The sequence below is a fragment of the Myxococcus sp. CA051A genome (assembly GCF_013336705.1).
Taxonomy (GTDB): Bacteria; Myxococcota; Myxococcia; order Myxococcales; family Myxococcaceae; genus Myxococcus; species Myxococcus llanfairpwllgwyngyllgogerychwyrndrobwllllantysiliogogogochensis.
Genome location: NZ_JABUMS010000022.1, coordinates 47,314 through 68,779 on the forward strand (window position 1 = coordinate 47,314; position 21,466 = coordinate 68,779).

At 66.2% G+C, this 21,466-nt stretch carries 20 protein-coding genes; 10 read left to right on the forward strand and 10 right to left on the reverse strand.

Annotated elements, in window-relative coordinates; genetic code table 11:
* Positions 1-21: 21 nt before the first annotated feature.
* Positions 22-1,569: a Cof-type HAD-IIB family hydrolase gene (locus HUA74_RS39550; protein WP_174458718.1), complete on the reverse strand. Its 1,548-nt coding sequence runs from the start codon at positions 1,567-1,569 to the stop codon at positions 22-24.
* A 333-nt stretch (positions 1,570-1,902) separates the two neighbouring features.
* Here HUA74_RS39550 and HUA74_RS39555 point away from each other — a divergent pair, with 333 nt between their 5' ends.
* The 3 genes from HUA74_RS39555 (at position 1,903) to ppk2 (ending at position 6,492) form a co-directional block, all read left to right on the forward strand.
* Complete coding sequence (locus HUA74_RS39555) at positions 1,903-4,350, forward strand: phosphoketolase (RefSeq protein WP_217443688.1); 2,448 nt, start codon at positions 1,903-1,905, stop codon at positions 4,348-4,350.
* 9 nt (positions 4,351-4,359) lie between these two features.
* Positions 4,360-5,577, forward strand: coding sequence for an acetate/propionate family kinase (locus HUA74_RS39560; protein ID WP_174458719.1), 1,218 nt, complete (start codon positions 4,360-4,362; stop codon positions 5,575-5,577).
* A gap of 141 nt (positions 5,578-5,718) precedes the next feature.
* Entirely contained in the window at positions 5,719-6,492 is a 774-nt protein-coding gene (gene ppk2 / locus HUA74_RS39565; RefSeq protein WP_217440897.1) for a polyphosphate kinase 2, read from the forward strand.
* A 133-nt stretch (positions 6,493-6,625) separates the two neighbouring features.
* Here ppk2 and HUA74_RS39570 read toward each other — a convergent pair whose 3' ends face one another.
* From HUA74_RS39570 to HUA74_RS39585, 4 genes are all read right to left on the reverse strand, one after another.
* Positions 6,626-7,879, reverse strand: a complete 1,254-nt coding sequence (locus tag HUA74_RS39570) for a serine hydrolase (protein ID WP_174458721.1) — start codon at positions 7,877-7,879, stop codon at positions 6,626-6,628.
* A 251-nt stretch (positions 7,880-8,130) separates the two neighbouring features.
* Positions 8,131-8,490 (reverse strand): DUF1048 domain-containing protein, encoded by a 360-nt coding sequence (locus HUA74_RS39575; RefSeq protein WP_141642113.1) that lies wholly within the window; start codon positions 8,488-8,490, stop codon positions 8,131-8,133.
* Position 8,491: 1 nt separating this feature from the next.
* Positions 8,492-8,821 carry a PadR family transcriptional regulator gene (locus HUA74_RS39580; protein ID WP_174458722.1) on the reverse strand — a complete coding sequence of 110 codons (330 nt, stop codon included), beginning with the start codon at positions 8,819-8,821 and terminating at the stop codon, positions 8,492-8,494.
* Positions 8,822-9,027: 206 nt separating this feature from the next.
* Positions 9,028-9,657, reverse strand: a complete 630-nt coding sequence (locus tag HUA74_RS39585; RefSeq protein ID WP_254625461.1) for a DUF2306 domain-containing protein — start codon at positions 9,655-9,657, stop codon at positions 9,028-9,030.
* A gap of 274 nt (positions 9,658-9,931) precedes the next feature.
* Here HUA74_RS39585 and HUA74_RS39590 point away from each other — a divergent pair, with 274 nt between their 5' ends.
* From HUA74_RS39590 to HUA74_RS39600, 3 genes are all read left to right on the forward strand, one after another.
* Entirely contained in the window at positions 9,932-10,327 is a 396-nt protein-coding gene (locus tag HUA74_RS39590; RefSeq protein ID WP_174458687.1) for a hypothetical protein, read from the forward strand.
* A 101-nt stretch (positions 10,328-10,428) separates the two neighbouring features.
* Positions 10,429-10,962 carry a GrpB family protein gene (locus HUA74_RS39595; RefSeq protein WP_174458723.1) on the forward strand — a complete coding sequence of 178 codons (534 nt, stop codon included), beginning with the start codon at positions 10,429-10,431 and terminating at the stop codon, positions 10,960-10,962.
* Between the two features lie 434 nt (positions 10,963-11,396).
* Positions 11,397-13,469: a glycoside hydrolase family 5 protein gene (locus tag HUA74_RS39600; protein WP_174458724.1), complete on the forward strand. Its 2,073-nt coding sequence runs from the start codon at positions 11,397-11,399 to the stop codon at positions 13,467-13,469.
* A gap of 72 nt (positions 13,470-13,541) precedes the next feature.
* On the opposite strand, the gene HUA74_RS39605 is transcribed toward HUA74_RS39600, so the two are convergent.
* Positions 13,542-14,219 carry an FMN-dependent NADH-azoreductase gene (locus HUA74_RS39605; RefSeq protein ID WP_174458725.1) on the reverse strand — a complete coding sequence of 226 codons (678 nt, stop codon included), beginning with the start codon at positions 14,217-14,219 and terminating at the stop codon, positions 13,542-13,544.
* 143 nt (positions 14,220-14,362) lie between these two features.
* Between HUA74_RS39605 and gcvA the strand changes: the two genes are divergently transcribed.
* The gene (gene gcvA / locus HUA74_RS39610) at positions 14,363-15,313 is read left to right on the forward strand and encodes a transcriptional regulator GcvA (RefSeq protein WP_174458726.1); all 951 of its coding nucleotides are present in this window, start codon (positions 14,363-14,365) and stop codon (positions 15,311-15,313) included.
* A gap of 33 nt (positions 15,314-15,346) precedes the next feature.
* Here gcvA and HUA74_RS39615 read toward each other — a convergent pair whose 3' ends face one another.
* Complete coding sequence (locus HUA74_RS39615) at positions 15,347-16,015, reverse strand: TetR/AcrR family transcriptional regulator (RefSeq protein ID WP_174458727.1); 669 nt, start codon at positions 16,013-16,015, stop codon at positions 15,347-15,349.
* A gap of 109 nt (positions 16,016-16,124) precedes the next feature.
* Between HUA74_RS39615 and HUA74_RS39620 the strand changes: the two genes are divergently transcribed.
* Entirely contained in the window at positions 16,125-17,300 is a 1,176-nt protein-coding gene (locus tag HUA74_RS39620) for an NAD(P)/FAD-dependent oxidoreductase (protein WP_174458728.1), read from the forward strand.
* Between the two features lie 60 nt (positions 17,301-17,360).
* Here the strand turns inward: HUA74_RS39620 and HUA74_RS46515 are convergent, their stop codons facing one another.
* Entirely contained in the window at positions 17,361-17,483 is a 123-nt protein-coding gene (locus tag HUA74_RS46515; RefSeq protein ID WP_256433628.1) for a hypothetical protein, read from the reverse strand.
* A 544-nt stretch (positions 17,484-18,027) separates the two neighbouring features.
* On the reverse strand, positions 18,028-18,543 hold the full coding sequence (locus tag HUA74_RS39625; RefSeq protein ID WP_174458729.1) for a helix-turn-helix domain-containing protein: 516 nt from the start codon (positions 18,541-18,543) through the stop codon (positions 18,028-18,030).
* Positions 18,544-18,637: 94 nt separating this feature from the next.
* Between HUA74_RS39625 and HUA74_RS39630 the strand changes: the two genes are divergently transcribed.
* Positions 18,638-19,297 carry a glutathione S-transferase family protein gene (locus HUA74_RS39630; protein ID WP_174458730.1) on the forward strand — a complete coding sequence of 220 codons (660 nt, stop codon included), beginning with the start codon at positions 18,638-18,640 and terminating at the stop codon, positions 19,295-19,297.
* 174 nt (positions 19,298-19,471) lie between these two features.
* Positions 19,472-19,807 carry a putative quinol monooxygenase gene (locus HUA74_RS39635; protein ID WP_174458731.1) on the forward strand — a complete coding sequence of 112 codons (336 nt, stop codon included), beginning with the start codon at positions 19,472-19,474 and terminating at the stop codon, positions 19,805-19,807.
* A gap of 113 nt (positions 19,808-19,920) precedes the next feature.
* Here the strand turns inward: HUA74_RS39635 and HUA74_RS39640 are convergent, their stop codons facing one another.
* Positions 19,921-21,357 carry a hypothetical protein gene (locus HUA74_RS39640; protein ID WP_174458732.1) on the reverse strand — a complete coding sequence of 479 codons (1,437 nt, stop codon included), beginning with the start codon at positions 21,355-21,357 and terminating at the stop codon, positions 19,921-19,923.
* Positions 21,358-21,466 lie beyond the last annotated feature (109 nt).

A 21,466-nucleotide genomic window follows, 5' to 3' on the forward strand; every position in this document is an offset into this window, starting at 1 on the left:
GGAATGGTTGACCCGGTGTCCTCAGACGCCCGCGGTCGGTTTCCCAGGTGGCGTGCCGTCGGAGCCGTCTTGCTCGAGGAGGGCGGCTGGGTCCGTCACGACGATGTCCGCGCCGCAGCGGCGAAGCTCGGCGGCCCGCCCCCGGCGGTCGACGCCTACGACATAGCCGAAATGGCCCGCACGCGCCGCTGAGACGCCCGCGGGTGCGTCCGCGAAGACAACCACTTCCCCGGAGCCGACACCGAGGGCCTGGACCGCCGTGAGATAGACATCGCCGGGCGGCGTGCCCTCGACCCGCGCATCGAAGAGGTCCGCGAGGCCGGAGGACTGGAGCACCTCGGTGGAGTGCCCGAGTTCGGAGACGACCGCGAGCCGCAGGCGGTCAGCGCGCGCCGCCTGGACGTAGCGGACCGCGCCCTCATACGGTTCCACGTGCTCGTGCTGGAGCATCTCGACCAGGAGCTCGCCATGACGGTCGGTCAGCGCGCGCACCGTATTCTCCGGCAGCTCGATGTCACGAGCGGCGAGGAACGCGCGGATGCCATCCAGGGGCAACATGCCGTCGAAGTGACGGCTGTAGTCGCGGATCAGGTCGAAGGGGATGAAGGGTTGCCCCGACGCTCGCGCCCGTCTCCGCAGGTAGTAGTCACACAGGTTCTTCCAGGCCCTCGCCTGGAGGCTCGCGGTCTGGGTGAGGACATCATCGAGGCCGAAGAGGCAGGCGCGCGCGCGGGGAGGCAGCCCCAGCCGCGTCCGTGCGAGGGGCGGCTGGCCCAGGATGAAGGTCTCGACCGCATGGGCGAAGCCCTCCTCGTCGTTGGTGCGAGTCACGTGGCGTGCGGAGCGTCGGACGTCGTCGCTGGCGTTGCCCATGGCGATGCCAAGCCCGGCGGCCTTCAGCATGGGGAGGTCATTGGGCATGTCGCCGATGGCCGCGATCTGGTCCAGGGGAAGCTGGAGAATGCGTGCGGCCTCGCGTACGACCATGCCCTTGTTCGCTTCGGGGTGCGTGACGTCGAGGTAATAGGGCGTCGAGCGCATGGCGGACGCCTCGGTGCCCAGTCGACCGGCGAGCTCCGCCTCGCAGCGCTCGACGCGTGCCCGGTCCTCACTCACTCCGACGATCTTGATGGGCTCGTCGAGCACGGCGGACAGGTCCTGGACGACGGTCGGGTCGAACCCGAGGTTGTTCCTCTCGCGCGCCACGCGGAACGCCTCGGCATCGCGGAGGAACCAATCGGCGCCTTGATACACCCAGACATCGAGGCCCGCTCGCAACAGGTGGTCGATGGCCTGCCTGGCGACGGCGAGGGGAAGCGTTCGCTGCGCCAACGTGGTCGTCAGGTCGGGCTGGACGTACACACCGCCGTTGAAGGCAGCCAGGGGGGCGGTGAGCTTCAGTGCCGCGACCACCTCCGCCATCCCACGCGGCGGCCGTCCGCTCGTGACGGTGAACTGGATGCCCCTGGAACGCAGTCGGGCGACAGCCTCGCGGGTCCGCTCGGTGAGGACCTTGTCCTGTGTCACCATCGTTCCGTCGATGTCCGCGATGAGCAACCTGATCGCCATGGCCGTCTCCCGTGCTCGACCCGCTCCCCGACGCAACCGCGGGCAGGGGGGGCCACCAGAAGAAGGTAGTCCCGCGGCACATCCGCTGCCTCGCGGGTAGCTCTCCGGCTCTCCCCTCCTCGGTGGCTCTGCGGGCCGGCCCATTGCCGACCGGTGACCCGCCGATTGCTGGTGCCTCGGGGCGCGCTCAGGCTACTTCGGACCGAGGGGAGTTCTCGAAGTGACGTCAAAGGCGAAGCGGGCACCGCCCGGACAGCGGTGCCGCCAGCCGACATCAAGGCAAACCAGACCTGAGATCAGATTCTGCATTTCTGCATTGAGGAGTGACGTGTCATGGCACATCCAGTGACGACCAAGGGGGCGGGGACGCAGATGCCGTTGTCCGCCAGGGGAGCAGCCGCCAGGGAGCAGTCCAGGGATGGCCCACTCGCCGCCAGCGAGGTGGAGTTGATGAACGCGTACTGGCGTGCGTGCAACTACCTCTCGGTGGGGATGATCTACCTCCAGGACAACCCGCTGCTGCGGAGGCCCCTGGTGCCGGAGGACGTGAAACATCGACTCCTCGGCCATTGGGGAGCAAGCCCCGCGCTCTCGTTCGCATGGGTCCATCTGAACCGGCTCATCGTCAAACACGACCTGGACGTGCTCTTCGTGGCCGGGCCGGGCCATGGCGCCCCTGGCGTGCTCGGGCCGACGTATCTCGAGGGGACCTACTCCGAGGTGTACCCGGACAAGAGCATGAACGAGGAGGGGATGCGGAGGTTCTTCAAGCAATTCTCCTTCCCGGGTGCCATCGGCAGCCACGTCACTCCGGAGACGCCAGGGTCCATCCATGAAGGCGGCGAGCTTGGCTACAGCCTCTCTCACGCATACGGCATGGCCTTCGACAATCCCGACCTCGTCGTCGCCTGCGTCGTGGGTGACGGTGAAGCAGAGACGGGCCCCCTCGCGACGGCCTGGCACTCGAACAAGTTCCTCAATCCCGTGCGCGACGGCGCCGTGCTGCCGATCCTGAACCTCAACGGGTACAAGATCGCCAACCCGACCATCCTCGCCCGCATCAGCCGGGAAGAGCTCGAGGCCCTGTTCGTGGGCTACGGCTACAAGCCCTATTTCGTCGAAGGCAGCGACCCGACCCGGATGCACCAGAAGATGGCGGAGACCCTGGAGCACGCCGTCGAGGAGATTCGAGACGCTCAAAGAGCGGCACGGCGGTCGAACACCCCGACACGTCCACGCTGGCCCATGATCATCCTGCGCGCGCCCAAGGGATGGACCGGCCCGAAGGAGCTCGGCGGGCACAAGCTGGAAGGGTCCTGGCGCTCACACCAGGTCCCATTCTCCGACGCGCGGCAGAACCCGGCGCACTTGAAGGTCCTCGAGGATTGGATGCGCAGCTACCGGCCCGAGGAGCTGTTTGATGCGCGCGGAACCCTGATTCCAGAGCTCCAGGCACTCTCACCCAAGGGGCCCCGGCGAATGGGCGCGAACCCACACGCCAATGGCGGTGTGCTTCGCAAGGACCTCAAGCTCCCCGACTTCCGTGACTATGCGGTGAAGGTGGAGTCGCGGGGCACGTCGTTGCATGAGAACACGAAGCCCCTGGGCGAGTTCCTGCGCGACGTGATGCGAGGCAACCCGACGAACTTCCGCGTCTTCGGTCCGGACGAGACGGCGTCGAACCGGCTCCAGGCCCTCTACGAGGCGAGCAAGAAGACCTGGATGGCCGACCTGTTGCCAGAGGACGCCGACGGCGGCGAGCTCGCGCGTGACGGCCGTGTCATGGAGATGCTGTCGGAGCACACGTTGCTCGGCTGGCTCGAGGGGTATCTGCTCACGGGACGCCACGGCCTCTTCCACACGTACGAGGCGTTCGCCCACGTCATCGATTCCATGTTCAACCAGCACGCCAAGTGGTTGGACGTCAGCAAGAACCACGTGAGGTGGAGGGCGCCCGTCGCCTCGGAGAACATCCTGCTGTCTTCGACTGTATGGCGCCAGGACCACAACGGGTTCTCACATCAGGACCCGGGGTTCATCGACCTGGTGACCAACAAGTCCGCATCAGTCACACGCATCTATCTGCCTCCGGACGCCAACACGTTGCTGGTGGTGGCGGACCAGTGTCTGCGCAGCACCGACTGCATCAACGTCATCGTCGCCGACAAGCAGAAGCACCTGCAGTTCACCACCATGGAGGAGGCCATCGCCCATTGCGCCAAGGGCCTGGGCATCTGGCGGAGGGCCAGCACGGACGCCGACATGGAGCCGGACGTCGTCATGGCTAGCTGCGGCGACGTCGCCACGCAGGAGGCGCTGGCCGCCACCGCCATCCTGCGCCAGCGCGTGCCGGACTTGAAGCTGCGGTTCATCAACGTCGTCGACCTGTTCAAGCTCCAGTCGGCGGCGGACCATCCGCACGGGTCGACCGAGCGAGAACTCGAGGGACTCTTCACACCGGACAAGCCCATCATCTTCAGCTTCCACGGGTATGCGTCCCTCATCCACAAGCTCGCCTATCGCTTCAAGAATCAGGAGAACCTTCACGTTCACGGCTACAAGGAGAGAGGCAACATCAACACGCCGTTCGAACTGGCGATGCTGAACGAGACATCTCGTTTCCATCTGGTCATCGACGTCATCGACCGCGTGCCGAAGCTGAGCGCGAAGGCGGGGCACCTGAAGGAGGAGATGAGGACCGCGATCGTCGACAATACGGCCTACGCGCACGAGCATGGCAGGGATCGTCCTGAGATCGCCAATTGGACCTGGCAGGACTGAGGTTCCCGGATGGAGCGACGAGCCTTTGAAGCAGGAGACGCGGAGGGCGCACTGCTGGTGCTCAACGCCGGCTCGTCGAGCCTGAAGTTCTCGCTCTTCCTCGATGAGGACCCGCCCCGCCTCCTGCTGCGGGGGGCGTTCGAGGCATTGTCGACGCAGCCTCGGTTCCTCGCGCGCGCGGGCGGCTCCATCATCGGCGAGGAGGACTGGGCCCCAGGAACGCAGCTCGGCTACGAGGGCGCCCTCGACCATCTGTTCGCCTGGGGGCGAGGGGGTGTACTCGGGGGGCGTCACGTCACGGCCGTGGGCCATCGTGTGGTTCATGGCGGTTCGCATTTCTTCGGGCCTGCGCTCATTGACGCCGCGACGCTGGCAGCCCTGGAAACGCTCATTCCGCTCGCGCCGTTGCACCAGCCCCACTGCGTGGAGGCAATCAAGGCCGTCACGGGGACGGCGCCATCGGTGGCGCAGGTCGCATGCTTCGATACCGCGTTTCACCGGACCCAGCCTCCAGTGGCCCAGTCCTTTGCCCTGCCCCGCCGTCATACCGAAGAGGGAGTTCGCCGATACGGGTTTCATGGGCTCTCCTACGAATACATCGCCTCCACGCTCCCGAGCGTGGCCCCCCAGGCCGCGGCCGGGCGCACGGTCGTCGCGCACCTCGGCAATGGCGCGAGCATGTGCGCCCTGCTCGGAGGGCGAAGCGTGGCGACGACCATGAGCCTCACCCCATTGGATGGCCTCATGATGGGCACCCGCTGCGGCGCGATTGATCCCGGAGTCCTGCTCTACCTGATGAAGCAGCACGGCATGGACGCGAGCGCCCTGGAGCGGCTTCTCTACGAGCAATCCGGCTTGCTGGGCGTCTCCGGCGAGTCCAGCGACATGCGAGACCTGCTCGGCCGCTCCAGTGCCAGCGCGGCGGAGGCGCTGGAGCTGTTCGTCTACCGTATCAATCGCGAGCTCGGGTCGCTCGCGGCGGCACTGCACGGGCTCGACGCCATGGTCTTCACGGGCGGCATTGGCGAGAATGCCGCGCCGATTCGCGCACGGGCCTGTCGCGATGCGCGCTGGCTCGGCCTGGAGCTCGATGATGAGGCGAATGCTCGCGGTGGGCCCTGCATCACCAGGCCAGGGAGCCGTGTATCCGCCTGGGTCATTCCCACGAATGAGGAGGCGATGATCGCCCTCCACACCCGGCGGGTGCTGGGCTCGGCACGTCGGTAGCCGCGTTGACGAGGGTGGAATGGTGAAGCCGCGGCCTTGGCGGCGCACGGCTGGCTGCCCCGCCCGCGAATGACTGCCATTGCACGCGTCGCACGGACTCACAATCATGATGTCATGGCACATACGACTCGAATGGAGCCCATGAAGCGCAAGGCCTATGAGAAGGAGCTGCAAAAGCTCCAGACCCGGCTCTGCCTGCTTCAGGATTGGGTCAAACAGGAGGGGCTGCGCGTCGTCGTGGTCTTCGAGGGGCGGGATGCCGCGGGCAAGGGTGGCACGATTCGCGCCATCACCGAGCGGGTGAGTCCCCGCGTCTTCCGGGTGGTGGCCCTCCCCACGCCCTCGAGCCGGGAGAAGACGCAGATGTACCTCCAGCGGTATGTGTCTCATTTCCCCGCGGCAGGGGAGATCATCATCTTCGATCGCAGTTGGTACAATCGGGCCGGAGTCGAGTTCGTGATGGGCTTCTGCACCACCGAGGAGCACGAGCGCTTCCTTGAGGGGTGCCCCGTCTTCGAGAAGTACATGGTCGACAGCGGAATCGTCCTGGTGAAGATCTGGCTCGAGGTCGGCATGGAGGAACAGCAGCGGCGCTTCGAGGCGCGGATCGAAGACCCGCTCCGACAGTGGAAGCTGAGCCCCATGGACCTCAAGTCGTGGAAACGCTGGTACGACTACTCCCATGCGCGCGACAAGATGTTCGAGGTCACGGACCTCTCGTATGCGCCGTGGCACATCCTACGGTCTGACGACAAGAAGAAGGCACGGCTCAACTGCATCCGCTTCCTGCTGGAGCAGATTCCTCACAAGAGGGTGAAGCGCCCCAAGGTGAGATTGCCCAAGCGCACCCTTCAAGGGAGCTATGACGACGAGGCTACGCTCCAGGGCAGGAACTTCATCCCGGAACACTTCTGAGCAAGACCCAGATGTACCGCACCCGATGGGCGATGACCCGCTGCTGATGCCGACCCCGGCCATCGGGCAGTCGTCGTAGGTCATTCCGCGTCGGTCATGACCTGCTCTATGTCCTAGCGGGTCGAGCAGCGCTTCAACGTCGAGACCCGAGGCAGGCCGTGACCGCCGCGGCCAGGTTCGACGCTCGCGGCTCGCCTATCCGGAATGACCAGTGGTTCATGACGTAGCCGAAGCCGACACCCGCATCAGGGTCGGCGAAGCCCACCGAGCCACCGGAACCGGGGTGGCCGAACGACCCGGGCCCGACAAGGGGCATCGGCGGGCAGGCCCGCCAGAACCCGAGCGACATGTAGAAGGAGCGGTTGGCCGGGACGTCCAGTCCTGGCGGCAGCCCGTTCATCTTCGTCTTGTCGGTGTGGACGACAGTCATCTTCTCGACCGTCGCCGGAGTCAGCAGCCGCACGCCGTCGACCTCGCTCACCGTGGCCGCATACATCCGCGCCAGCGAGTGAGCGTCCGAGAACATGTTCCCGAACGGGAACTCAGCAGCGCGGAAGGCACGCGTGTTCATGTAGCCGCTGGTGTGGTCGAAAGCGCCGCCGAGCTGCCCAGCCCGTTCTTGCACGGAGCCCGGCCCCCACACTGCGCTCATCCAGGCGATGACCGTGTCTCTATCGAGGCCGGTGGTCTCGATCATCCCGGCGGTCAACTCCTCCATCGTGAACGGAGCGGCGTACTCGACCCGCGCCACCCTTCCCTCTTGCGCCTCGGGCAGCCCAATCCACGCGCTCAGCCCGAGCGGGGCGGCGACCTCGTCCGCGAAGAAGGTGCCGAGCGACTTGCCGGTGATCCTCCGCACGACCTCCCCGACCAGGAACCCGAAGGTCATGCCGTGGTAGACGTGCTCGGTGCCCGGAGGCCACTCCGGCTTCTGCGCCTCGAGCGCCCGGATGACCGGATGCCAGGCGCAGGCGTCCTCGAACGTCAGCGGACCATCGACGACCGGCAGACCGGCCTGGTGTGAGAGCAGCCAGCGCACCGGGATATGCTCCTTGCCGGCGGCGCCGAACTCCGGCCAGTACTTGACCACCGGAGCGTCCAGATCGAGCTCGCCGCGCTGTGCCAGCAGATGGGCGCAGATCGCCGTAGCCCCCTTGGTCGTGGATGCGACCAACGAGATGGTGTCCCTGTTCCACGGACGCTTCGCCTCGCGCTCGGCGAGGCCGCCCCACAGGTCGACGACGGGACGGCCGTCCACGTAGACGCAGCATGCCGCACCGACCTCGCCAGGGGTCCCCTCGAAGTTCGCCCGGAAGACATCAGCCACTTTCCCCCAGCCATCCTCGACGTGCCCCTGCACTACGGTTCCGCTTGTCGTGTCCAACATGACGCACTTCCTTTCGAGAGGGTCTGAAACGCATTGCTTGCGCAGCGCCGCGACACGACGCATGGAGTCGTGCTTCGCGAGCTGACGTCGCAAATCCGTTGCTGCTTGTGTTTCGAGCGCGCGGTGAGTCGTGATGACGCCAATGCCTGTCCGAGCACGGGCTCGACGGCCTTCTCGCTCGGCGCGGGTGCGCTGGCAGCGGCGAGGAAATCGTTACAAACGCAGCACGTGGATGACGTGCTGTATTGCCATCAAGCGCCCTTCGCCTCTTCTTCCGCGGCGCGCGCGATGGCGTCGGTCAGCCGTTCCCGCTCCCGGACAATCCACTGTCCCCTTGGATAGTTCAGGACGAAGGTCTCGATGAACTCCACGGGGTCTTCCCCGACAATCTGGCGGACGGGAGTCCGGTTCGCCGCGCTCTGTTCAAACAGGTCGACGAGGTCCACATAAATCGCGGTCCCGTCACCCCCCGTTCCAAAGTACATCAGGTAGCGCTCCAGGGCTTCGACCGCCGTGCGATAGCTCGGGGGAAGTTGCTTCGCGCGCGCCTTGTACTGTCGCCATTGCCTTTTGTCGCCGATCACCTTCGAGATAAGCATTGAGATGAACATGTCATCCGCCTCCTTTATGGAGTTGTTCGAGCCGTTCGGTGAGGAAGCTCCACGTCCGCCAGAACTCCTCGAGGTAGGCCTGTCCCTGCTCGTTGAGTGAATACACCTTCCGCGGCGGCCCCTTCTCGGACGGGACCTTCTCCACGTCCACCAGGCCGCGCAGCTCGAACCGGACGAGCAGCGCATAGACGGTGCCCTCGGCGATGTCGGAGAAGCCCATCTCCCGCAACCGCACCGTGATTTCGTACCCGTACGCCGCCCGCGCGGACAGGATTGCCAGGACGATGCCCTCCAGCGTGCCCTTGAGCATCTCCGTCATCTGCTTGCCCACGAACCGCTCCTCGAACTACTCAGTGGTACTGACTACCAGTACTTAGTACCACAGAATAGCGGGAACGCAAGCCCACCTTCCTGACCGGTCGCCCCACGCCTTCATGCGAGGGCCCGCTCATGAAGCTCAAGCTTCAGATGGATGGCCTTGCCAGTTTCGACCTGCTGCGTCGTCGCCCGCCGCGCACCGTCTGAACGGAGGTCACTTCACGAAGCCACGAGTTCGCGCGCCTGGAGCCGTCTGCGCGAGATGAGGTAGGCCACGCCGAGGTTGGGGACCCAGCAGAGCCAGGCGACGGTTCTGTAGGCCGACATGAAGTCGCCCAGGGTGGGAAGCAGGATGGGCATCCAGAGCCTCAGCGTGACCGCCCCGAAGCAGGCGGCATAGCTGTAGGTCATCATGAGCCGGTGTTCCTCGATGCGCCGGCTCTTGATGAGTCGATAGGCGGAGACCGTCGTATAGAGCCAGACGAGGCCCAGGCTGACGAAGCCCGACGCGGCGATGACGCCACCCGTGGCGAAGAAGCCGACGTAGACCCCGGAGAGCCCGCTCAGGAGGACCGCTCCGACGTAGAGCTTTCCAAGGAGCCGGTGTGCGCCTGGGCGATTGAGTCGCAGTCTTTCGACGAACTGGGCCCAGCCGATGGCCAGCGCGAGTCCTCCCAGGGCGATGTGCGTGTAGAAGGCCGCGTTCCAGACGGGGTCGGCCAGGAGCGCGCTGCTCTTCAAGCCAAGGATTCCGAAGTTCGAGGCCGCGAGGAAGTAGCTGCCGGGATAGAGGCCCACAGCCAGACAGAGGGCGGCGAAGAGGACCCAGCATGCCTTGCTTGCCATCATGGAGGCTCGGGGTTCGGAGTGGGGAGGCACGGCGCGGGAGATGAAACACCAGAACCCCCGTGCCGTGCTCCTCGGACCGGCTCCTCCGGTTCGAATCCCGTCGGGGCAACCTGGCAAGCCCCGCAACCTCAAGGAGTTGCTGGGCTTTTCCTTGGCCCCCGGTTCCACCTACGCCCTTGGTATGCCCCTCTGGCACCTCTCGCCGGGAGGGGCACGGTCGTTTTCATGCAACGGTGTCGCCCGGCCTGTCTCTTCCCGTCAGGAGGGGGCGTTCATGCCCCCCATGACTCCTCGGGGCGACGACATGAAGGCGACGACGCGGTACCTGGTGCTTCTCTCCATGCTGGTGGTGGGCTGTGGCGGCTCGAACCAAGACGATGGGGACGATGACACCCAGTCATTCCCAGAGACCCTGGAGTGTGGCGACACCAGTTGCAAGCGCGCCACTCAATACTGCGCGACCATCGTCACCGCTGAGACGACCCACATGTGTCTGAACAAGAAGGAGAGCTGCAAGGGCTGCGACTGCGTGAACCTGGACACAGACCTCACCGCCCAGACCGGGCGCCAGGACTGCACCGCGACCGCCCGGCTCGATGTGTACTTCTCCTGTGCCTATTACGATGATGTGGACTACATCAAGACCTCCTGCACCGTACGCGCCCGCTGAAAGCATCAGACCGATAAACAGGGAAGAGGCCCGTCCCCGACGACATCTTCTTCGTTGGGGAGCTCGCGTAGACGACCACGAGCCGCGAGGAGGAGAACAACGTGCCGCCACCGATTCAAGTCACCTTGGTTCCCCATGACCCGCGCTGGGCAGAAGCCGCCGCCGCGGAGGCCAGGTCCCTCGCGGACGCGTTAGGCCCCGTCGTTCTGCGGGTCCATCACGTCGGCTCGACGGCCATCCCCGGCATCTCCGCGAAGCCCATCCTCGACCTCATCCCCGTCGTCACTTCGGTGGACGAGCTCGACAAGCACCAGGGCGTGCTCGAAGCGCTCGGCTACGCGGTGTGGGGAGAGCTCGGCCTCCCGGGCCGTCGCTACTGCACGAAGGACAACCCGAGGACCCGAGAGCGCCTCGTCCAACTCCATGGCTATGCCGACGGCTCTCGGGAAATCTCTCGGCACCTCGCGTTCCGCGACTACCTGCGTGAACGGCCGAGCGTCGCCCGCGACTACGACGACGAGAAGGCGCGATGTCAGCGCCTTCATCCAAACGACTCGCACGCCTACAGCGATTGCAAGAATGCCTGGATCAAGCGCATCGAGGCCGAGGCGCTCGCCGTCTACCAGACGCGCTGAACGACGCGGGGCCTCACGAATCACACGACCGCGAGGGTCCTGGTTCGGCGGGGAACGCCTCGGCCTCCTCGCCAAAGGAAGACCCTCTTGGGTTGACCTCCGAGGAGCGTCCCTCTTCCTCCTTCGCTCCTGCTCGCCTTTTACACACGGATAGGAACACGGCCCCTCCGCGTGGCCGGCGACAACTACGACGATGTGAACGCGTTCGTCAGGTTGAGCCCGTCGGAGAGCAATAGTTGTCATCAAATGGAACGAGCAGTTGCCGCTGAAGCGGTGGTCGTTAAATCATGCGCCAACTCCAGGGGGCCTGCATGGGACGACCACCGGTTTCGAGAAAGTGTTTGTACGTTCTTCTGGGAAGTATCTTCACCCTTGGCGCGGCATGTGCTCCGCCTTCGAGCGAAGAAGCAGGCCTGACCGCAAGCGACCTGCTGATGGAAGCACCCGCTTCGAGCACGGACAGGCTGTTGCTCCTGCCAGCGATGAACACCTCCTACCAGACGGTGTTGTATGACGATGCCGTCACGCCAGGTTGGGATGCCGGCTACAGTTGGGGCAACGTCTCCCATGGTTCGACGACGAGCATCAAGGCCTACGGCGCTTCGTCGATGCAGGTCACCTCCGCCGCCGACAGCGCCCTTGCGTTGGGAGCTGACGGTCAGTCGTTCTCGACAAATACCTACACGGCGGTGAGCTTCGCCATCCATCCGGGCACCGCGAACCTGACGGCAATCAAGAACCTCAAGCTCATCGTGAGCCAGGAGGGCGTCGACGGAAACGGGGGCGTCACCATCGGCAACTACGCCAGCCCGAGCTTCGACTCCCTGGGCGCGGGTGAATGGACTCGCGTCACCATCCCGATGAGCGCGCTCAAGGGCTCGCTGACCACCTTCAACAAGCTCACGCTCATGGCGCAGACCGCGGTCAACTACGGCATCGATGGCATCGCCATCGAGATTCCGCGGCTGCCCGCGCTCGACACCTCCACCATGACGGTCCTGTATAACGATGCGGTCGCGTCCGGTTGGAGCACCGGCTACAGCTGGGGCGGCACCACGCTCGCACCCGACACGGCCAGCAAGGCCTATGGCACCACGTCCATGAAGGTGACGGCGCCAGCCAACAGTGCCCTGGCCTTGGGCGCGGTCGGCTCCAGCCTTCCGGTCTCCAACCACGTCGCCGTGAGCTTCGCCATCAACCCAGGCACTTCAAACCTCACGGCCATCCAGGCCCTCAAGGTCATCGTGAGCCAGGAGGGTGTCGACGGGAATGCGGGAGTCGCCATCAGCGCCTACGCGAATCCGAGCCTGGGTTCCCTGCCTCCGGGGCACTGGACGCGCGTCAGAATCCCGATGAGCGCGCTCAAGGGAGCGCTGACGACCTTCAACAAGCTCACCATCCAGAGCGCCACGGCGGTGGTCTACGGGGTCGACGGAATCGTGCTGGAGAATGACACCACGAATCCGCCGACCGGCCTGGGGAAGACCTATCCCACCGGCGTGGCCTATCGCGGAATCAACCGCGCCGGGATGGAGTACGGCAACGACTGGGGTGGCTGGACCGGCCAGACCTTTTACGAGATGCCGTCGTCGACCCAGATCACCGCGGAGCTCGCATACTACAAGGGCAAGGGCTTCAACCTGATTCGCCTGCCAATCTCCTGGGAGCGCCTCCAGCACACGCTCCTGGGCCCGCTGAATACGGCGTATTCGAACGGCATGATGAATTACATCAACCTGGCGACGGCCCAGGGCTTCACCCTTGTGCTCGACCTCCATAACTACAATCGCTATGCGACAGGCGCGTTCGATGGCGCGGGAAATCAGACGGGGAACTACGTCCAACGCGTCATCGGAGACGGGACGCTGACCGTGAACCATCTCGCCGACGTCTGGACGAAGCTCGCGAATCTGGTGAAGACAAACCCCAAGGTCATCCTGAACCTCATGAACGAGCCGCATGATCTCCCGATGACGTCGACCACCTGGTTCGCCGGGATTCAGACGGTCATGAACGCCGTGCGCGCGACAGGTTCAACCCAGTTGATCCTGGTTCCCAACACGCGCGCATCGGACGTGGGGCACTGGCACACCTGGGCTCCGGGCGGAGGTCCGCTCGACTCGGTCGCGGCCCTCTCCATCACGGACAGCGCCAACAACTACGCCTTCGACATGCATTCGTATTACCCGGAAGGCTACGGCAGCAACGATGAGTCGTCCTACGGCGCTCAGCTCACGGCGGTCACTCACTGGGCGAGAACCCACGGCAAGAAGCTGTTCCTGTCCGAGATGGGGATAGGAATCCACGAGTCTTTCGCGCAGCCCCAGATTACGAACGCGCTCACGTTCATGAACAACAACAGCGACGTGTGGATCGGTTGGTCTCCGTGGGATTTGACCCACTGGCAGCTCACCACCAACAACCATACGGCGGACTACACGACCAACGGAATCACGCCCATCAACTGGTACGCCGCCTTCTTGACCGCGAACTTCCTCGCGTTGTGAGCAGAGGCATCGAGACGGCGGGGCCTGTGAATGGTCCCGCCGGACTCGATGCGGAAGCCCGGCGAATCTCCGTCACTGTGCAAGGCGCAGCAGCCGGGCCACGAGGACATCGACTTGTTCCTCCGCGTGGGCGATGGAGCGCTTGAGCCGCTCACCGCCATACTCGTCGTATTCGACCGCCACGGAGTCCATGTCCGTGATGCCGATGTAGCCGAACGCGGTGCGGATGCTCGGCTCGACATGGTTCATGGCCTCGAGTCGTTCGCCGCGTCCATAGCCGAAGTCGCCACGCGAGCTCAGGATGACGAGCTTCTTGCGCGCTTCGGTCAGCAGGGGCCAGTAGGGCTCACCGGGCCGTGAGCGGTCGAACCCGAAGGTGCGGCCCACTCGGATGATGTTGTCGATGTACGCCTTGAACTGCGCTGGCACGTTGAAGTTGTACATGGGCACGCCCGCGACGATGAGGTCCGCGTCGAGCAGCTCATCCACCAGCGCGTCGCTCTCCGCGAGCACGTCCGTCATCCACGGTTCCCGCTTCGAGGGAGCAGTGAACGCCGCGTGAATCCACCGTCCCGTCACGGGAGTGGGAGGTGCCTGCCCGACGTCCCGGTAGACGACCGTGTCGCCCGGACGGCTTGCCCGCCAGCGCGCGACGAAACGGGAGGACAGCCGGCGCGTATGTGAGCCATGAGGCACCTGCTCGGACCCACCCGGGCGAGCGCTCGAATCGAGATGAAGGATTTTGACCATGGGGTGTCTCCAATAGGGTTCCGGTTGAGTCGCGCTCATCCATGGCGCGGACCGGACACGAAGAGAGATAGAGGCTGGCCACTCCCCTGGCAAACGCGTATTCCTCAGGCGATGGCTGAGCCTGATTCATCCATGGGTGCTTCATGAGGGACCTCCCACCGCTGTCGGCGCTTCGGGCCTTCGAGGCGGCCGCACGGCATCTCAGCTTCAAGAACGCCGCGGACGAGCTCGCGGTGACCCCCACGGCCATCAGCCACCAGGTCCGTCAGCTGGAGGAGTGGCTGGGGCTGCGGCTCTTCGAACGGCACATCCGTCGCGTGGTCCTGACGAAAGAGGGGGCGGAGCTCTTCCCGTCGCTGCGGGAGGGCTTTGACACCATGGTCCGTGGGGTCGAAGCGCTCAGGACGCCCTCCGCCCAGGAGCTCCTCACGCTCTCGTCCACGGTCGCCTTCACGTCGAAGTGGTTGGTGCCGCGCGTGCCCGCGTTCCGGGCCGCGTGCCCTGGCCTGGACCTGCGGCTTCATGCTTCCGATGAGGCCGTGGACTTGCGGGCGGGAGGAGTGGACCTGGCCATCCGCTATGGCCGGGGGGCGCATGCGGGGCTGCGCTCGGAGTTGCTGTTTCAGGACCGCTTCGCGCCTGTGTGCAGTCCGCGCTTGGGGGTGCGCGGACGGGAGGACCTCGGCCACCATCCACTCATCCACTTCGAGTGGCAGCGCGTCGAGGATGCGACTCCGACGTGGAACCGGTGGTTCGCCAGCGCGGGCGGGCGGTACCGCGCCCCGAACGGCGAGCTGCGCTTCTCCGACGAGTCTCACGCCATCCAGGCGGCTGTCGCGGGGCAGGGCATCGCGCTCGTCAGCCTCGTGCTCGTGGCGGAGGAGCTGGCCAGCGGGGCGCTCGTGCAGCCATTCGGGCCGGAGCTGGAGGGCTTCGCGTATCACCTCGTCTACCTGGACACGCCACGCCACGCCGAGCGGTTGGGCCCCTTGCGTCAGTGGTTGCTCGCCGAAGCGAAGGTGCTCGAGGCGCGGGCGTCCGGAGTTCGGCGCCCGGCACGCACGCGGAAGCCGGGCACCTCCCGTCGGCGCTGAGTCCTCGTCAGACCTTCTCCTGTCGAGGACCGGTTACAGCGAAGCCTCGATGCCGGCGAGGATGAGGTCGATGCCGGCGAGGAACTCGGCGCGGTCGTCGTGCTCGCGCAATCGCGCGGCGACCTTCACCGTGAACGGATACGCGTGGGCGTCGCGTGTCCACTGGGCCGACACCTTCTCGAGAAAGTCCGCGCGGTCCACGGGCGGCTCGAGCAGGCGGCCGTTCGCGGCATTCTGGACGCTCACGCCGATGATGTAGCTCAACAGCGCCGACGCCGACGTGAACCAGGCGCGCTCTGGCCCCCCCAGCGCCTGGACCTGACGCCCGAGGCGCTCGAAGATCTGCAGCATCGCGGTCTGCCACGGAGCGCGGGACAGCTGCGCGCCCACCCACGGATGCGCGTCGATTGCCTCGAACACGCCGGCGGCGATGCCTCGGATTGCCTCGCGCGGACTGGCGGAGGCGAGCACTTCGCCCATCGCGCGGGCGACGACGGCGTCACTGGCGGCGACGAGCAACTCGTTCTTGTTCGCGATGTGCCAGTAGATAGCGCCAGGTCCAGTGGCCAGCCGCGAGGCAAGCGCTCGGAAGGTCAACCCGCCCTCCCCCTCGTCGTCCAGCAGCTCGATTGCCACCTCGACGATTCGCTCGCGTGAGAGCGCCTCCTCACGTCGTTCCGACCCGCGCGTTGCCTTCGCCATGGCCCCATCTTGACAGCTCTGGAACAGCGTTCCAACATGGCCAATGGAACGGCGTTCCAGAGACCGACGGCCGCATCGCGGGGCGGTCTCCCACTCGAAAGGAAGCACGATGACCCCCATCACGATCATTGGCGCCGGCCTCGGCGGGTTGACGCTCGCGCGCGTTCTGCACGTCCACGGCATCGCCTCCACCGTCTACGAGGCCGATGCGTCCGCGGACGCGCGCACGCAGGGCGGGATGCTCGACATCCACGACCACAACGGACAGCTCGCGCTGAAGGAGGCCGGACTGTTCGACGAATTCCGCCGAATCATCCACGAAGGCGGAGAGGCCATGCGGGTGCTCGACCCGCGCGGCGCGGTCCTTTTCGATGAGCCCGACAACGGCGGCGGCCGTCGCCCCGAGGTGCATCGAGGTGAGCTGCGGCGCCTCCTGCTCGACTCGCTCCCTGCGGGAACCGTCCAGTGGGGACACAAGGTCACCGCCGTCCACGCGCTCGGCGATGGGCGTCATGCGGTGACGTTCGCGAACGGGTCGACTGTCACGACGAGCCTCCTCGTCGGCGCGGACGGCGCGTGGTCGAGGATCCGGCCGCTGCTGTCCGACGCGAGGCCCGAGTACGTCGGCATCTCGTTCATCGAGACCTATCTCTTCAACGCCGACGCTCGCCACCCGGCCAGCGCGAAAGCCGTCGGAGGCGGGGCGATGCTCGCCCTCACGCCCGGCAAGGGCATCCAGGCCCACCGCGAAACCAACGGCGTCCTGCACACCTACGTCGCGCTCACCAGGCCGAGGGAGTGGATTGCAGGCATCGACTTCGCCAACCCGAAGGCGGCGAAGGCTCGAGTCGCGGCGGAGTTCGACGGCTGGGCGCCAGCGCTCACCGCGCTCATCACCGATGGCGAGAGAGACCTCGTCCCCCGGACCATCCACACGCTTCCGCCGGGACATCGGTGGGAGCGCGTGCCTGGAGTGACGCTTCTCGGCGACGCCGCGCATCTGATGCCGCCGTCTGGTGAAGGCGCCAACCTCGCGATGTACGACGGCGCCGAACTCGGCAAGGCCATCGCCGCGCACCGAGGCGACCTCGAAGCCGCGCTCGCCGAGTACGAGGAACCCATGTTCACCCGCAGCGCGAACGAAGCCGCCGATGCGGAGACCCTCCACCGACTCTGCTTCGGCGACAACGCTCCGCACGGGTTGATCGACTTCTTCACCGGCTCGGCATCGACCTCGGCACCGCCCACTGCGGGGGACGCTCGCGGTGGCTCAATCCGGCCCTGAAGGTCGAAGAGTCCTCCGCCCCGGGGCGTCCCGGGGCAAGAGGCAAGCACCCAGGCGGGCCTACTCGAAGACGGCCGAGAGCAGGGTATCGGTGCCCGCGTCCAGGTCCTGGCGAGGCCAGACGACGACGGCGTTGCCGAGAGGGCTGGTTGCCACCTCGATATTCCCGAGGTACCCCTTCACGGTGGCGAAGTCCTTCGGCGTCCGCGGCGCCCTCGCCGGCAATGACGCCGGAGCAGCCCGCGACGGTGAAGATGCGCACGCGCGCCCCGGGCTCGGTCCTGGCCAGGATGTGCGGCACGTTGGCATTGGCGGGAGAGGCGGGCGCGGTCCCGATGAGCATCGGCGCGTCGGGAGGCGAGGTGTCCTACAGAGGCCCTGCGTCCCCGAGGCCCGCATCCGTCGGGCCCGCGTCCTTCTGCTCCGGTGTGCCGGAATCCCGCTCGGTGTGCGTTCCAGAATCCGTCGGCGTCGAACCGTCAGGCAGCCCGTTGCCATTCCCCCCACAGGCAACCAGCAGCCATCCACATAGGACAGCGCCCACGAGCCCCGTCGACATCGCCATCCGTCTCATATGGTCTTTCAACGTGAGGTCCCCCATCGCGACCACGCGCCTGACGGAGCCCCCAGGGCCGCCGCCCGAGGCGGTTCATCCACTCCGGGTGATGCCTACCCGAAATTCGCTCGCTGAGCCATGGGTGCCCAAGCGGTTCCTGGAGAGCCGCGCTCAAGGCTCGTCAGCGTGGGTCGCGCCGCCGCGGCGCGCACAGGCCTTCTCGTAGGCGGCCTGGAGTTCACCGAACACCGAGCGAACTGGGCGGGGCGCCCCCAGATGCAGGTGGCGCAGCTCCTCCATGAACGCATTCCACAGAGGCGGGCCGCCCTTCTCCAGCAGTTCCGCGCGGACCGACAACTCCTTGCTCGGCCGGGTATGCCGGCGGCCCCAGGCCCCCATCTGCGCGAGCAGGGGCACGAGCTGGATGGCCGCTTCCGTGAGGTTGTAGATCCCCTTCTGCCTGTGTTCCGGAGCGCTTCGTCGCGTCAGCAGGCCGGACGCGGTCAGCCGCTTCAGCCGGTCCGCGAGGATGTTCGACGCGATGCCCTCCTCGCTCTGCGCGAGCAGCTCACCGTAGGTGCACCTGTTCCCGAACATCACGTCGCGGATGACGATCAGACTCCAGCGGTCGCCCAGCTGTTCGAGTGTGAGGTTGATCGGACAGCCGGATCGTTTCGTGTGGGGCACAGCGAGTCTCCTGAAGTCACCACTTGCAATCTGCAAGTGCCTCGGGCAGAAATCAACCCATTGCAACATGCAACTGGTTCCTGGAGGCCTCACGATGTCGCTCGCGCTCTATGGTCATTGCTTCTCCTCGTACACGCAGAAAGTGCTCATCTCGCTGTACGAGAACGGTACGCCCTTCGATTTCCGCAGCCTCGGGCCGGATACGCCGCAGCACTCGGCCGAGTGGCTCCAGCGTTGGCCGTTGCGCAAGTTCCCGCTGCTGGTGGACGGCGAGCGCAACGTCGTCGAGACCAGCGTCATCATCGAGTACTTGCAGCTCGTGCATCCCGGGCCGGTGCGCCTGCTCCCCTCGGAGCCGATGGCCGCGTTGGACGTGCGGTTCCTCGACCGATTCTTCGACCTGCACGTCATGACTCCGGTGCAGCGCGCGGTGGACGGCGCGCTGACGGGTGATCCGGTAAAGCGACAGGAAGGCCTGGCCTTTGCCGCGCAAAAGCTAGAGCTCGCCTACGCGTGGCTCGAAGGACGGCTTGGCGGCAGGACCTGGGCCGCCGGTGCGGACTTCACGCTCGCGGACTGCGCGGCCGCGCCCTCGCTCTTCTACGCGGACTGGACGCATCCGATTTCCGAGGCGTTTCCCCAGCTGCGCGCCTACCGCGCCCGGTTGCTTGCCCGCCCGTCCTTCGCCCGGGCAGTGGACGAGGCGCGGTGGTTCAGGCCGAACTTTCCCCTCGGGGCGCCGGACCGGGACTGAAGCCCTGACATGCACCGCGGTAGCGCACTGCCAGGAAGACCTCTTGACCGCGGACCCAGGCGCGCAACTTCTGCTCGCCATCGCGGCGCGCAGCACGTTATCAAACGACTTCGAGCCCACCGCGTGGCACAGCGAAAACCGACCCTCCAGGCACGGCCTGAGGAGGAGCATCGTATGAGTCTTGTGGTTCTATGTGAGTTCAAAGCACGGACCGACGGGGAGACGGAGTTCCTGCGAGTGGCGCGGGCCTTGGCCTCCGTCGCCGCGACCGAGCCGGGAACGTTGCGCTATCAGTGGTTCACCACGCAGAAGCCCGGTCATTTTTCGATCATCGAGGAGTACGTCGACGCCGACGCGGCCGAAACACATAACAACCATGTGGGTTCGCTGCTCCGCGAACTCTTCGCGGTGGCGGACCTGGTGTCGGTGTCATTCTTCGGGGAACTCAACGCGTACTTGCGCGAGTGGGCTTCCGGCCGCGAGGGAGTTGCAGTCAATATGCCGCTGTGACGGCGCCCGAGCGGCCTCGACACCGAGTCCGCTCGTCACCCACTTCTCGATAGGCAGGCCGTGATTCGGACGGCTCATCGAGCCTCGCGCCCCTCTGTTCGCCCGCCGCGGAATCACTTCGTGGCGGGCACGGGGTTGACCGGAGTGGGCCGGCGCGGCGCCTGGAGCCCGGGCGGGGACGCGGTCAGCGCGCCCAGGTAAAGCCGGCCGTGGAAGCCGTGGGGCTGCTGGGCGGTGAAGAGCTTCAGGCCCGCGGCCTGCGTGGAGGCCTGCCGTGCCTCGAGCGTCGGGCTGATGCCGAAGACGTTGCACTCCACGTCCTCGTCCCAGACGTCGTAGCGGCAGACGAACTGGGTGCCGCGCTGGAAGCCCACGTCCAGGGCACGCACCGAAGAAGGCAGGGCGCGCGCCACGCGAACGCCCATGGGCTCGAAGTCGCCATCCCAGTTCACCTCCGTGGTGCGAGCATGGACGCTGCCCGCGAGCACCAGCGTCCAGGACTGGGGGCGCTTCGACTGGGCGTTCAGCAGGTGCTGGGCCATCTGCGCCTCGCGTTCATTGCCCTGGGCCCTGTCGGCGTCGATGGCGGCCACGGCCACGTCCTTTCCGGAGACGCGCAAGCGGCGAGCCTGCTCGACGAGCCACAGCATGGCGCGGCTGCTGCGCCCGTCCTGGTAGGCCCGGCGCCAGAAGGCGCTCCCCGAGAGGAGATCCTGAACGGCCGATGAAGCGCCGTCGCTGGCGAGGTAGCGCTCGAGGAGCGGCTGCTCGGAGACGGGAATGGACAGCGCCAGCGTCACCGGCAGCGCCTGGGCCGTGGCCTCGCACAACATCCGCAGCGCCGCGGACGGCACCTCCTGCGTGCCCAGCGGGTCCGCCACGAGCAGGACGCCTCCCGCCGCGAACAAGGACGAGGCGCCCTCCACGGGAGCACCACACGCGGGAGCGATGGCGGCGACGGGGGCCCCACCCTCCTCGCCCGCGCTCTCCATCACCACCGAGCGGAGGGGAACAGGAGGATTGCCATCCACCAGCTCCAGCGCGGGGGCCATCTCCAGCCGCTCCAGGAGCTTCTGCTCGACGCTCATGTCGCGGTAGCCGTGCGCCGGCCGGTAGCCCTCCAGCCCTGGGATGTTGTTGAAGGCCTCCGACATGGCGGGCACGGAGAGCTGATCGCGGGTCCGACCGGAGACCTCCGCGCTGGAGCCGCCCCCCTCCGCCGAATACCTGAGGCGAAAGACTCGAACGAGTGCCTGCCGGGGCCCGAGCCGCTCTCCCTTGATGTAGTAGCGCTCGGGGGGAAAGACCTCCGGAATGAAGGAGGAGAACAGCTCCAGTCCCCCCTCCTTCTCCATCACGTCGTAGTGGTCCTTCTCCAGGAGGTATCGGACGGTCATCAGCGCGTCCTCGACGGGCACCTGATAGACGAGCTCATGCGTGGGCGTCTCGTACCGACCCGTCTCCGGGTTGTACTGGGTGTCGATACCTCGCGTGAGGGTCGCGCATCCCACGCACCCCAGGAGCCCCAGCACCATTCCAAGCCGTCGCATCACTTCCTCCATGAGCCACAGTCCCTGGAGGTGGGTTGCTGGCCTCCTGGCCGCGTCAGTCGCTGAAACGATTGGGGCGCGGAGGACATACTGACATCGCGCGGTGGAT

Excerpts from the sequence above, each read along its gene's own strand:
- HUA74_RS39550 (WP_174458718.1), bottom strand. The coding sequence starts at position 1,569 with ATGGCGATCAGGTTGCTCATCGCGGACATCGACGGAACGATGGTGACA.
- HUA74_RS39555 (WP_217443688.1), top strand. The coding sequence starts at position 1,903 with ATGGCACATCCAGTGACGACCAAGGGGGCGGGGACGCAGATGCCGTTG.
- HUA74_RS39560 (WP_174458719.1), top strand. The coding sequence starts at position 4,360 with ATGGAGCGACGAGCCTTTGAAGCAGGAGACGCGGAGGGCGCACTGCTG.
- ppk2 (WP_217440897.1), top strand. The coding sequence starts at position 5,719 with ATGAAGCGCAAGGCCTATGAGAAGGAGCTGCAAAAGCTCCAGACCCGG.
- HUA74_RS39570 (WP_174458721.1), bottom strand. The coding sequence starts at position 7,879 with ATGTTGGACACGACAAGCGGAACCGTAGTGCAGGGGCACGTCGAGGAT.
- HUA74_RS39575 (WP_141642113.1), bottom strand. The coding sequence starts at position 8,490 with ATGTTCATCTCAATGCTTATCTCGAAGGTGATCGGCGACAAAAGGCAA.
- HUA74_RS39585 (WP_254625461.1), bottom strand. The coding sequence starts at position 9,657 with ATGATGGCAAGCAAGGCATGCTGGGTCCTCTTCGCCGCCCTCTGTCTG.
- HUA74_RS39590 (WP_174458687.1), top strand. The coding sequence starts at position 9,932 with ATGCCCCCCATGACTCCTCGGGGCGACGACATGAAGGCGACGACGCGG.
- HUA74_RS39600 (WP_174458724.1), top strand. The coding sequence starts at position 11,397 with ATGGAAGCACCCGCTTCGAGCACGGACAGGCTGTTGCTCCTGCCAGCG.
- HUA74_RS39605 (WP_174458725.1), bottom strand. The coding sequence starts at position 14,219 with ATGGTCAAAATCCTTCATCTCGATTCGAGCGCTCGCCCGGGTGGGTCC.
- gcvA (WP_174458726.1), top strand. The coding sequence starts at position 14,363 with ATGAGGGACCTCCCACCGCTGTCGGCGCTTCGGGCCTTCGAGGCGGCC.
- HUA74_RS39615 (WP_174458727.1), bottom strand. The coding sequence starts at position 16,015 with ATGGCGAAGGCAACGCGCGGGTCGGAACGACGTGAGGAGGCGCTCTCA.
- HUA74_RS39620 (WP_174458728.1), top strand. The coding sequence starts at position 16,125 with ATGACCCCCATCACGATCATTGGCGCCGGCCTCGGCGGGTTGACGCTC.
- HUA74_RS39630 (WP_174458730.1), top strand. The coding sequence starts at position 18,638 with ATGTCGCTCGCGCTCTATGGTCATTGCTTCTCCTCGTACACGCAGAAA.
- HUA74_RS39635 (WP_174458731.1), top strand. The coding sequence starts at position 19,472 with ATGAGTCTTGTGGTTCTATGTGAGTTCAAAGCACGGACCGACGGGGAG.
- HUA74_RS39640 (WP_174458732.1), bottom strand. The coding sequence starts at position 21,357 with ATGCGACGGCTTGGAATGGTGCTGGGGCTCCTGGGGTGCGTGGGATGC.